This window comes from Peribacillus sp. N1 (assembly GCF_054600815.1).
The window spans coordinates 387,172-399,350 of record NZ_BAAHZO010000004.1; the positions used below are offsets into that span (position 1 = coordinate 387,172).

Below are 12,179 nucleotides of genomic sequence, written 5' to 3' on the forward strand. Positions count from 1 at the left end.
TTACTTGTATGACTTAGTTATCAGGAAATCGCTAATCTTTTCTCATCCTGCTAGGCCATTTTCTTTTTAACTAACAGGTGCTTTAGTTCGTAAAAAGATAAAAGGAGAGTACATATTATTCATGGTTAATATGTGCTCTCCTTTAATATTAAGGCTTTTATAATTTTGGTCTTGATAATTGAAGTTCAGTTATAAAATCTCCATCTTCGAAGGGTTGCTCTGTTTTGTGTAGCGTTGGGAAGATAAACAAAGTTACCATCATAAAAAATTGTCGCACTAAAAATCAATATTCTCTTAGGTAGATAATATAAAATCAAAGGGAAGGTGTTATTGATTCGAAGCACAAAGGAACAGGTACCAATGGTGGTACCCTATTGATATAGCTTATTTCATTTAACTTCTTACAATTGTATTTTCTTCTTTGCATGCTTTAATTACTTCTAACCAATGATTCGGCTTTTGTCCTTTAAACTTCTCTTTCAAATTGAATGTAGCTAATCTTTCTAATTTGTTTTTTGCTGCCTTAGACATGACTGAATTAAGATTAGAAACTTCTAACATTTGGATAGAACCATCTAGTTCAATTGATCTTCTTAATGCATGAATAGACGTTCCCGTTACTAATCGATTCATGGTTTCTTTAAAGCTCTTGCTATCCATAGTTTCACTTATCGAATCTAAAACCAATTCTTCTATATTAAATTCATGGGCGGCCTCTAACAACTCTAAATAAAGCGCGGCTACTCCCTTCATATAAATACTACGGACTAGTTTTATAGCAGAAGCGTCGCCAGGATTCTCACTCACCTTAGTTATATCCATGCCGTATGGAGTCATTAAGGCGATAAGCCGATCTACTCCGTTACCACTTGCTGAAATAGGAACTTTATGTTTATAAACTGGTAAGGGTCCTAACATTGCTGCGTCGACAAAAAATGCTTTTTTTTCTTGTATGTTTTTGTTAATATTTTGTTTTACTACAGGAGTCGAAGCCGATACATCAACGTAAATACAATCTTTCTTCAGATGAAGTTTTAACACTTCGCTAACCTCGTAAGCTTTATCAGCTGGTACTGCTACCATGACTACATCAACTTCATTTAATACGCCCTCGGGATCGGAACGAAGCTCCACTTGCGCTTGTATAGCCCGTTCTTTTATTTGCGGACCGAAAGTAGGATGGTCTAACATGACATCATGAGCGAGGATCTTTTCTAAACCTTCTTGTTTTAATCCAACGGATAATTCAAAGGCTGCTTCTCCAAATCCAATAAAACCTAATTTCATTCTAAAGTTCTCCCTTCTTTTTATAGTCCATACGCTTTTATTTGTTCTCTCAACCAAGGAGGTTCAATGCTTCCTTCTGGTTTACCTTGCTTGCGGGTTGTTTCATAAGCTGTAATGGTTTCTATGCGCGTTTTCTCATAATCTAGTTTTTTCTCTGCCTTAGAAAGAGCCACTTCAATCTTGTCTCTTGGAACCACAATAACACCATCATCATCACCAATGATCAAATCTCCTGGAATTACAGATACCCCTCCACAAGAAATAGGTTTATGAAGCTCACCAGGACCATCTTTAAGAGGACCGTTTGGAATAAATCCTTTTGCAAAAATAGGGAATTTTAATTGGCTAAGTGTTTCTTTATCACGAACTAATCCATCAATGATGACTCCTTCAAGTCCAATGGCTTTCGCAGCTCCTGCCATCAATTCTCCAAGGTAGGCGTTTGAAGTATGTCCTTTTCCATCCGCAACTAATACATAACCTTCTTTCCCATCATAGATAGCTTGATGAAGGAACAAATTATCTCCAGGTCTTAAGCTTACTGTTAGAGCAGTACCAACTACTTTCATACCTGGTGCTACAGGCTTTATTTTATAATCCATAGAACCTGTACATCCCATCGCATCTGATATAAGTGTAGTGTTAAGACGTTTTGCTCTTTCGATAATTTCTTCCGACAATAACGGTGCTAAGTTACTCAATGACATGCACTCCTTTTACTTTTTTATGTTTCCAATAACTAAACAATTAGCTACTAAATGTAACTTGTTATCTTTGATGTACTATCAACTAAGATAACGCTTTCAAAAATTACATAATTTTTAGTGTATTTCCTGTCTCTTCAACACTTTGTCACGTTATTTTACTAAGTTTATTGACAAAAAAAGAGTTGTAGGTCATTGGAAAATCCACTATTTTTGTTAACTTCAGTTCCAAAGTAATAAATATTACTAAAACTTGTTTGGGGGTAATATTTATTACTAATAACTTAAATGTATACTAACAGCGTTATTTATTAAAGTAAACCCTTTTTTTAATGACATTGAAAAGAAACTGAATTTTAAGAAGAAAAAGGGCTTAAGAACAAAGAAAGCGAATTAGATTGTTAACTTGAAAGGTTCAATCACCTTTATTAGCTCATTTATTCCGAAGTTCTAAAAGAAATTAATTTTATTTACTACTTATGAAGTAATCATGCATAACGTTTATGGATACGTTCTAGAAGTTTCAGGTAAGGAAATTATTAATACTCTTATTTAAGGGACTCCTTTTTACATTAATAAATAAAAATGCTAAAATTCAATTAAATATCGTAATAAATACTTTATTGGAATAAAAAAATATAAAATTTACACTATAATATGTTCAATTGGAGCGAATCTTATGGAAAACCCAATAATAAAATTAAAAAACAAGATATCAGAATTAACAGAAACACAACAAAGAGTTGCGGACTATATTATTAAAAATCCTGTGGATGTCGCTTTTTTAACCGTTGATCAGTTGGCTGGAATTGTAGGAACTAGTACTACCACCATTATGAGATTGACTTTTAGTCTGAATTATTCGGGATATACTGAATTTCAAAAAGGACTTCAGGAACTTTTACGTAATAGAGCAGCTCCTCAAATTAGATTAGAGGCAAATTTGAAAGATTTAAATGAAAGTGATTTGTGGATTCGCTCTGCAGAAAGTCAACTCGATAATATTCAATCTACAGTAGAGATGATTTCCACGGAGAGTTTAAATAAAACGATGGAAATGATTGTGTCTGCAGATCGAATATTTTGTACCAGTGTGAGAAGTGGATTACCAGTGGCACAACATTTAACTTTTGGACTTAATCGTCTACTTGGAAACTGTGAATTGATTGTTGCTGATTTAAGCGATTGGGTTGACAAAGGAATTAATTTTACTTCGAAGGATTTAGTCATCGCAACCTCTTTTCCAAGATACGCTAGAAGAATTGTTGAATTCGCGATGGTAGCTAAAGACAATAAGGCACAAATTATTTCTATTACTGATAGTTATTCTTCTCCTCTAGTTAAGTATTCGGATTTAGTATTGCCATGTAATTCTAGTAGTATCGCTTTTCATAATTCACCAATAGCATCTATGCTTGTAGCAGATTATCTTGTAAGCGCCATAGCCATTAATTATCCTGAAAAAACAAAAAATCGTCTTGATGAAATTAATTCAATTCTTACCAAAATGAATTATCACTATAGTGATTAAATTTAAAAGATGATAGGAGCAAGGATTCAATTGAACCCTTGCTCCTATCATCTTTTTATTTCTTCTTAACCAGATATCCTACTCACCATCATCTACTCTCTGCTTGATAAAAAAAGGTTTACTTTCAATAAGCATCCATGATAGTATGCTTTTAATAGTTAAAAATATTACAACATAAATTATAAAGGTAAAAAATATTACTACGAAAAAGGACGTTAATTCTTAGAGATATAGTTAGTTTTCTCCAATTTATGGTTTTGTTAAAAATATCACCAGTATATGCCTGAATTTTTTTACAAAAGAAATTATTATAATATGCTGAATGACTATTGGAATCTAAGAATCATCGAATATTGCTTTATTTTTAAAATTAAAGGTTTTTGAAAACGTTATCTTTTTGAGTTTTTTGTTTACAGATAATAAATGATCTTTATGTTACTTTAACTATTAGAAAAATTTCTTACATGTAATGAGCACTCTTTAATTAAAGTGGTGATTCATAAAAAAATTTTAAATGAAAAAGAGGTGTAATTAGGTGAATAATTTAAAACTGTAAAAATCAGATCAGACTATTAAAAGAGCAAGATACCAGCGTATTGGTAATATTATCTTAACGGATCTAATGATCAATTGGATGTATAATTACTAGTACTTCAAGATATGGTTCATAGCAACAATTACAGGGGAATTCAATAATGTCAGTTTTGTAAACCCTTACAATGAAGTGGTGTTAAGAGTCCATTAAGCAGTGCTAACTTATATTATAGAAAATTTTCATATATGATTCGAAATAACGTATTCAACATGTATTCTAAAAAGTCAGGGAAGATAAAGAGGGGGCATACTATGTTAACATTTCTGGGATTTGCCATGATTGTGGTCTTTATGTATTTAATCATGAGTAAGCGCTTATCAGCATTCAGTGCACTTACGGTTGTTCCGATAGTTTTTGCGCTAATTGCAGGATTTACGGATTTAGGACCGATGATGTTAAAAGGTCTAGAGACTATAGCTCCTACTGCTATTATGATTATTTTTGCCATTCTTTATTTTGGTGTATTAATTGATACAGGATTATTTGATCCACTAGTATCAAAAATTTTAAAAATGGTAGGCGGTGACCCATTAAAAATTGTGCTGGGCACTGCGATTTTATCATTGGTAGTTGCTTTAGATGGTGATGGTACTATTACCTACCTTATTGTAGTAACAGCTTTTCTTCCTTTATATAATAAACTGGGTATGAATAAACTCATTTTGGCCTGCATTCCTGCGTTAGCGATGGGGGTTATGAACTTGTTACCGTGGGGTGGACCAGCTGCCCAAGCTACGGCGGCGGTAAAAGTGGATATAATAGACTTGCTTTTGCCAATCATTCCTTCTATGATTGCGGGTGTGTTATGGATTTTAGGAGTGGCATACTTCTTGGGTCGACGTGAGCGTAAGAGATTAGGAGTTATCAATATTGAAGCTAGCTTTAATGAAGAAGAACTTGCTGCTGCACTTGAGGTAGGAATGGACTCATCAATAAAACGACCTAAATTATTTTGGTTTAACCTAGGCCTTACGATTTTAGTATTGGCAGCTTTACTTACGGGCTTCCTACCGTTGCCTGCGTTATTCATGCTCGGCTTTGCCATCGTTATGATTGTAAATTATCCAAACTTGCAGGACCAGAAGGATCGCTTACACGCACATGCAGGTAATATATTAACTGTTGTCTCCATGATATTTGCAGCAGGTGTATTTACTGGGATTATAGATGGTACTGGCATGGTTAGCGCGATGGCAGATACCCTAATAGCAGTTATTCCAGACTCTCTCGGACCAAAATTAACAGTCATTGTTGCACTTATAAGCATGCCATTTACATTTTTCATGGCGAATGCTCCCTTTTATTTCGGGATTATTCCGATTATGGCAGAAACAGCTGCCAACTTCGGTATCCATCCGATGGAAGTTGGACAAGCTTCTTTATTAGGACAACCCTTGCACTTGTTAAGTCCACTCCAAGGTTCTATCTATATATTAATGGGGCTTCTTGGTATAGAAATAGGTGATCATATTCGCTTTACAGCCAAGTATGCGGTAGGTACAGCATTAGTTATGATAATTGTTGGTGTTTTGTTCGGAGTACTATCCATTTAATCATATAAACATAATAAATTGCAGAGAGCTAGTAATTCAAAATAGCTCTCTTTTATTGGTCTAGAATTACTTATTATTGTAACTATTTTATTTCATGCTTATTTATAAAGTACTAAAGTTGATTTTACTTTTTAATTAACTTCTAATGCACCAGGATTAAGCAGCGTACAAAAGCTTTAAAAGAAGTCCAGGATGCTTAGTAGGCCTTGGTATAACAATGGGTAATGCAGATGAATAATTAATTTTTTTTGCTGATCTTTACAAAAAAAAACAGTGAATACGGTATAGCTTTTATATAGAAAAAGTAATTGAAATTTTGTACTTAAACTAACGGGTGCCTAAGTTCATTAACAGGGGTTGTTTCGGCAGCCTTTTTCTTATGGAACTAAAGGGGTAGGTTAGTTGAATTAAAGGGGAAAAAAGAATGCAATAGTTTTCATTTTACTTAAAAGCTGTAAGTTATTATAACTAAGCATTTATATTACATAAATAATGACATGACTGTAGGCTATTTTTCATACAATATTTTTGGGGTGAAAAAATGACAAGAGCAAAATACACAAGTTCAGACGTTGACTTAATGGCAAGGATGATGAGAGCAGAAGCCGAAGGTGAAGGAAAACAAGGAATGTTATATGTTGGAAATGTAATTGTGAATCGTCTTGTAGCTAATTGTTTAGACTTTAAAGGTTTAAGAACAATTCCACAAGTCATTTATCAAGTACAAGGAGGAAATTATTCTTTTGAAGCTGTTCAAAAAGGGAATGTATTTTATCAAAGAGCGAGAGGTATTGAAAGAAGATTAGCAGAACAGAATTTGAAGCACTGGAGACAGCATCCGGCTAGATATGCTCTTTGGTATTTTAATCCATATGCTCCATGCCCTCCAACATGGTATGATCAGCCACATACTGGTCAATTTAAAGACCATTGTTTTTATGAACCAAAACCTGGAACATGTGATAGTGTTTATAGAGGTTAAGCTTACTCTTTGAGTAAGCTTTTTTACATATTTAAAATATTTATACAATTTATAAAACTTTTAGTAATAGTTTTTATCTAAAAAAGTAAGATTGTGAATTATTGTACTTCAGCTAACGGGTGCGTTAGCTGAAGATCGGAGTTTTCTTAAGGCAGCTCCTTTTCTATGCAACAAACGGGGCAGGTTAGTTCCATAAGCGTTGTGTACTCGAAATACGAAGACTTAGTTTATTTATTTTTCCCCAACTTCTCGTTACCCGTTTAAAGTTACCCGTAATTTTAGCTAACAATAACTGTAGTTCTGTTATATTATTTTCAACTTCATTGATTCTTTCTATTAGACGAAGAGCCTCCCTATCCTTTAAAAATTTAATTTGTTTACCTTTGTAATAGATTACTACTGTTCCTTTTTTCGTTATTCGATAAGTAAATGGTTCTTCACTTAATCTGTTTCGTTTGTCTATATCGCTCACTACACCGTCTCCCTACTTATTTATAAAAGGCAGTTAATTCTCCTGTTTTCTTTAAATATTTTTATTCACAGTCTGTGTCAAATCTGCGATAAGTCTTATAGAACTAACGGGTGCGTTCGTTAATTAGTGAGCTGTGGCGATTGGCCTTTTTCTTATGGAGCTAATGTAAGCAGGGTAGTTTTAATTAGCTATAAAAAATGTCATTAATATTTCAAAATAGATGCATATCCGTTTCGGATCTATTCATTAGTTCATATCCTATTAATACTAGGGAGGAGATGAATAGATTGGCATCTAATGATGAATTGATTTGTCAAAAGTTTGCTAGGATTATCGGCGGCCAAGAAGGATTTGCGGGTGGCAAATGTGTGGTAACCATAAATCGAAATGAAATAAAAGTAAAAATTTTAGGGGAACGTTTTAGTGTAACCTCTTCTTTCTCATATGAATCCCGAGATAATCAGACTGGACGAGCATTGTGCCTAGGCAGGGTAGCACTCTTGCAAAAAGAAGTCGGGAATTTTGTTGCTTCCATTCTTAAACAAGGAATAATAGTTTCATCCGTACACAATGAGTGGCTATTCGATAATCCGAATTTGATTTACGTTAATATCGAAGCTGTTGATGATCCATTAGTTTTTGCAAGGAAAGTCAGAAAAGCGTTAAGGAACTAATGGATTTCCCACTAATGGTAAAACGGAGCTGTCATAAAAGCAGCTATAAACTGATCACGGTAAAAACCGAGTTTTGTTGAACTAAAGGTGTGTTAACTGAAGATCGGAGCTGTCTTTAAGGCAGCTTTTTCTTATGCAACCATCGGGCAGATTAGTGGAAGAAGGTATTTATTGTTCAGCTAAAGAATAGTATTCGGTAAAGGTTGATTTTAAGGAATAAACTAACTTAATACAGGAGGGGAAAATGGTTGATAATAGTTATGAGAAACAACATCTCAAAAAACTTAGGACTTTTACTTATATCACGATAGCATTAATATTTTCAATGATATTTCTATTTATTAGCATTTTTCTTTTGTATTTTCCTATGATAGGCATTTTAGACCTTGTGTACTTTACACCAAAAATAGCAATTTTCGCATTCTTGATTTCTTGTGTATTTTCTGTTTTAGCTATAAAAAATCTCTTTGGTAAGATATTGTTAGTATTAAACATATTTCTAATGCTATTTATGATTTTTTATGGACCATAACTAGATACAATTAAATGAGGACTACACATTTTAGATATCTAATATGTGTAGTCCTTTTCCTATCAATTGTGGAAAATATTTGTTTTTTGAAGGTGATTCTCTTATTTTGTTGTATTTTTATTAATTGATGGATTAATAAAAATACAACAAACGGAGGGAAATCACATGTTTAACAATTGGAAAAAAACACTGATGGCTGGAGTGATCAGCTTATCCTTGCTAGGTACTGGGTACGCCAGTCACGACCTGATCTCCTCGCAAAACGTCTCGGCTGAACCGGCAGCTAAAAATGCACCAGGGCATTTGAAAAAAGTGGAGTCTTCCCAGCTTGATGAAATTATCAAACGTGGATACATCAGGGTAGGAATGACCGGGGACTACAAACCATTTACCTATTTGAACCCGGAAACAAATGAGTATGAAGGCTTTGACGTGGACGCTGCCAAAGAGCTTGGCAAAGACCTTGGTGTGGAGGTGAAATTTGTCGCTACCACATGGCCTGCGATGATGAAAGACTTGCAAACGGACAAATTTGATATCGCTGTGGGCGGTGTGACTCGCAACACAGCCAGACAAAAAAGCGCTTATGTATCCCAAGGTTACCTTTCATTCGGTAAGGTGCCTTTGATTCGCAAGGAAGATAAAGACAAGTATCTTACCATTGAAGATATCAACAAGCCTTCTGTACGCATTGGCGTAAATCCAGGCGGAACAAACGAAGAATTTGTCCGTCAGTATCTAAGCAATGCTAACGTAACGGTTGTAGAAAACAATCTTGATATCCCACATCTTGTTGCAGAAGGTACGTATGATGTTATGATCACAGACACAGTAGAAGCAATGCTGTATGCAAAAGATGATCCAAGATTGTATGCGGCTCAAACTGACAAGCCTTTCACAAACAGTGAAAAAGGTTATATGATCCCAAGAGGCGATTTCATTTATGCAAGCTACTTGGAAATGTGGATAGATGAAATGAAGCTCCAAGGAAAATTTGATTCCCTCTACAAAAAGTGGATGGAATAGAATCTACCCTTAAAACTGCCGTGTAGGGAAGCATTTTTTCGCTAACAGGTGCTTTAGTTTGGTTAGAAGTGAATTAGAAGTTTTTTTACGGTTTATAAAACTATTAGCTTGTCTCAGTATTACTCTTTGGACATTACGCCCGGTCACCCCAATTTCCATAGCACATTAGAAATAATGTCACAAAAGTCTTAAATAGGTTAACATTCTTTAATTCCCACCGGTGTTTGTACCTTAAAAAAAGGCCATCATTTGATGGCCTTTTAAATGTAAAAAACATCCTTAATTAACTAAAATGGCAGGCTAGCTCATTAATTTTCAAGCAGAAAAATAAAAAACCACTCAGAGTGTTTTTTAATCGCGCATTGCTCCTGCCTCTCGGGAAGTCATTGCACCTTGTCCTTCGCTTACATCTTTTTGAATTTGTTGTTTTACTTTTTGTGCATCAGATCCGGCAAATTCCGGTTTCATAATTGAACCCAAGTTTCCTTTAGCTGGTTGATTTTGTTGCATACAAGTCCTCCTCAATTTATTGTTTGAAATCTTATTATTTACAAAAAAGTTCAAGAGTACTATTTGAAATTTGTTTAACAATTGGGCCCGATTGTTGAAGAAACAGAAGCAAATTACTTTTGCAAAAATAGCCCTGAAAACGAGTAACATCTCTCGGAAACTCAAGTGATGCTCTACATACTTCATCGTATTATTTTGTGGAATTGAGGGGAATAGCAGCTCCTTTTCTTATGCAGCTAAAGGGGCAGTGACTTCAAACAATTTAAGTTATTCAAATAGGTATTTTTTTGTTGAAAAACAATACTTTTAGTGTAAAATTACACTAAAAAGGAGAATTTAGTATATATGGAAAAAGAAGACTTCATCAATTTAATATCAGAAAAAATGAAACTTGTTCGAACAGAACAAAGTTTTTCTCAGGATAAGATGTCTGAAATTCTAGGGATTTCAAAAAAAACACTAGTTCAAATTGAAAAAAGAAGAACAGAAGCCAATTGGACCACCGTTGTTGCCTTTTGTGCTTTGTTTAATCATAGCCAATTATTGATATCATCAATTGGTGACAATCCAGTTGATTTTGTTCAGTTAATTGCTAGCAAAAATGGTGGTACGCCTAAAGAAAAAACAATGGGTGGTAAGATATGGTGGAAAGAAATAGAGTCTAGAGGGGATTTTCGTTTGCAACAAAATTTGATTAGTAACCATTACCGTATATTGGATCAATATGATTATCGTTGGCATAGTTCTTTTGATAAAGAAGAGAGTTTAAGTCGTTTAAATGAATTACAGGGGGGGAATATCGAGATAGACAAAGGTATAGGGGTATATGAAGAATAAGATTTTGCTTGTTCTATTGATAATAAGTTTAGGAGTGAATTTTTATATATTCGGAAAATGGTTTCTGACTGAACAAAGGTATGAACCTTCCTCTGAAGAAAAGGTTATTTTAAGTGAAATGGTACTGAAAACAATTGAGAGTGAAGAGTATAAAAAGATAGCAGAAAAAGAGAATATCATTGCTATTGATGCAAACATGGATAAAAATAAAGGTGGAGTATTCCCCTACTATTTTGAGGTAAGTGTTCGTACTGACATACAAACATATCTGTTTGCTTGCAGTAATGAACAATGCTCAGAAATGGAAAGCTCAGGAACGACTTATTCTCGATATAAAGAAGAAGAACCCCGAATTCCATTTGAAAAATAGAGAAAAGCCAAAAAATAACTGAAATAAAATAAAGCCTATAATAGCAAGGGTCGTAGGCTTATTTTATTCTTATAGTTGTTTAATTTACAATAAAGTCGTACCGATTTAAAAAAAGTTTAACCGTTTTTCTTATGAAACTATAGGGGCAGGTTAGTTCAAGAAACAAAAAGGGGTTCTACCTAAATTTTAAAACGAACAAGACTAGATTATACTTAATGTTTTTTTTACTATAATCCTTATTGGATTAAAGAAATTTGCGACACTCCTGCCGAATTACTGGCTAGCCGGGACACCGCAGCCGCTCGCGGCGAGGAGGCTTGGCAGGCAGTCGGCGGAAAGGGAGCGATTTCTGAAATCAACTGGAACGTTTTTTAAATAAAAAACTTCAGTCAATCTCTCTTTTCTTCGAATTTGTCTACAGTCTGAAACCATTCTATAATGAATGGTTTTTATCTTTATCATAATTTGGTGATGTACTGGAGTGTGTTAATATGCGGTCTAATACTTTTTTAGTAAATGGCATAAAGAAATTAAGTATTAGCCCCCCTAAACAAACGGTTAATAAAGTTCCAACGCCAATTGGTCCATTTGAAATCATTGCCAATATCAAGAATAGGAGGTAAATGAATGTTCTCGAAAGGAATATATTTGTTTTAGTTAATTCTTGTATGATTAATGTTAATCGGTCAACTGGGATCGGTGCAAAATTTGTGTGTAAATATGTTGCAGTTCCTAATCCTATAACAACTAAGCCGATTCCAAAACAAACAACTTTGCTGTACCAAAGTTCAGGTGTTATCAAATTGTGGAATAAAAAAAGCCACATATCAATACCGATACCAGTTATAAATGCTGTTAACAATCCCAATACTTCTGGTCTTTGTCTTTTTAAGAATGAATTACTGCATATCAATATTAAAGCTATTATTATTTCCCAACTTCCCACAGTAAGCCCCACATTTATGGACAGTCCCACCAAAAGTGCATCAAAAGGTGAAGTTCCAAGGTCTGATTGTATAGTGAAAGAAATACCAAGGGTTAATATTAAAATTCCCAATACATAAAAAACATATTTCACTTTACTTGGCCCCTCCATCATATTTTTT

At 34.1% G+C, this 12,179-nt stretch carries 12 protein-coding genes; 7 read left to right on the top strand and 5 right to left on the bottom strand.

The window, feature by feature from the left end:
• Positions 1 to 393 precede the first annotated feature (393 nt).
• A complete protein-coding gene (locus ACYP5M_RS17715; protein WP_434168543.1) occupies positions 394 to 1,287 on the bottom strand; it encodes a prephenate dehydrogenase/arogenate dehydrogenase family protein in 894 nt (297 codons plus the stop codon).
• 20 nt (positions 1,288 to 1,307) lie between these two features.
• Positions 1,308 to 1,988 (bottom strand): RraA family protein, encoded by a 681-nt coding sequence (locus tag ACYP5M_RS17720; RefSeq protein WP_101224748.1) that lies wholly within the window; start codon positions 1,986 to 1,988, stop codon positions 1,308 to 1,310.
• A 682-nt stretch (positions 1,989 to 2,670) separates the two neighbouring features.
• Between ACYP5M_RS17720 and ACYP5M_RS17725 the strand changes: the two genes are divergently transcribed.
• The 3 genes from ACYP5M_RS17725 (at position 2,671) to ACYP5M_RS17735 (ending at position 6,652) form a co-directional block, all read left to right on the top strand.
• Positions 2,671 to 3,522, top strand: a complete 852-nt coding sequence (locus ACYP5M_RS17725) for a MurR/RpiR family transcriptional regulator (protein WP_101225846.1) — start codon at positions 2,671 to 2,673, stop codon at positions 3,520 to 3,522.
• A gap of 846 nt (positions 3,523 to 4,368) precedes the next feature.
• On the top strand, positions 4,369 to 5,670 hold the full coding sequence (locus ACYP5M_RS17730; RefSeq protein WP_434168544.1) for a CitMHS family transporter: 1,302 nt from the start codon (positions 4,369 to 4,371) through the stop codon (positions 5,668 to 5,670).
• Between the two features lie 541 nt (positions 5,671 to 6,211).
• Complete coding sequence (locus tag ACYP5M_RS17735) at positions 6,212 to 6,652, top strand: cell wall hydrolase (protein WP_034310898.1); 441 nt, start codon at positions 6,212 to 6,214, stop codon at positions 6,650 to 6,652.
• A gap of 184 nt (positions 6,653 to 6,836) precedes the next feature.
• On the opposite strand, the gene ACYP5M_RS17740 is transcribed toward ACYP5M_RS17735, so the two are convergent.
• Entirely contained in the window at positions 6,837 to 7,124 is a 288-nt protein-coding gene (locus tag ACYP5M_RS17740; RefSeq protein ID WP_434168545.1) for a hypothetical protein, read from the bottom strand.
• Positions 7,125 to 7,411: 287 nt separating this feature from the next.
• Between ACYP5M_RS17740 and ACYP5M_RS17745 the strand changes: the two genes are divergently transcribed.
• Together ACYP5M_RS17745 and ACYP5M_RS17750 are read left to right on the top strand one after the other, a co-directional pair.
• Positions 7,412 to 7,798 (top strand): DUF1259 domain-containing protein, encoded by a 387-nt coding sequence (locus tag ACYP5M_RS17745; protein ID WP_434168546.1) that lies wholly within the window; start codon positions 7,412 to 7,414, stop codon positions 7,796 to 7,798.
• A gap of 697 nt (positions 7,799 to 8,495) precedes the next feature.
• Positions 8,496 to 9,356, top strand: a complete 861-nt coding sequence (locus tag ACYP5M_RS17750) for a transporter substrate-binding domain-containing protein (protein ID WP_434168547.1) — start codon at positions 8,496 to 8,498, stop codon at positions 9,354 to 9,356.
• A gap of 351 nt (positions 9,357 to 9,707) precedes the next feature.
• On the opposite strand, the gene ACYP5M_RS17755 is transcribed toward ACYP5M_RS17750, so the two are convergent.
• Positions 9,708 to 9,866, bottom strand: coding sequence for a hypothetical protein (locus tag ACYP5M_RS17755; RefSeq protein WP_202190661.1), 159 nt, complete (start codon positions 9,864 to 9,866; stop codon positions 9,708 to 9,710).
• Between the two features lie 345 nt (positions 9,867 to 10,211).
• On the opposite strand from ACYP5M_RS17755, the gene ACYP5M_RS17760 reads away from it, so the two are divergent.
• Together ACYP5M_RS17760 and ACYP5M_RS17765 are read left to right on the top strand one after the other, a co-directional pair.
• Positions 10,212 to 10,703 (top strand): helix-turn-helix transcriptional regulator, encoded by a 492-nt coding sequence (locus ACYP5M_RS17760; RefSeq protein WP_459735342.1) that lies wholly within the window; start codon positions 10,212 to 10,214, stop codon positions 10,701 to 10,703.
• Positions 10,693 to 11,073, top strand: coding sequence for a hypothetical protein (locus tag ACYP5M_RS17765; RefSeq protein WP_434168548.1), 381 nt, complete (start codon positions 10,693 to 10,695; stop codon positions 11,071 to 11,073). Before ACYP5M_RS17760 ends, ACYP5M_RS17765 begins: the two co-directional genes overlap by 11 nt.
• 433 nt (positions 11,074 to 11,506) lie before the next feature.
• On the opposite strand, the gene ACYP5M_RS17770 is transcribed toward ACYP5M_RS17765, so the two are convergent.
• Positions 11,507 to 12,151 (bottom strand): YczE/YyaS/YitT family protein, encoded by a 645-nt coding sequence (locus ACYP5M_RS17770; protein ID WP_434168549.1) that lies wholly within the window; start codon positions 12,149 to 12,151, stop codon positions 11,507 to 11,509.
• Positions 12,152 to 12,179 lie beyond the last annotated feature (28 nt).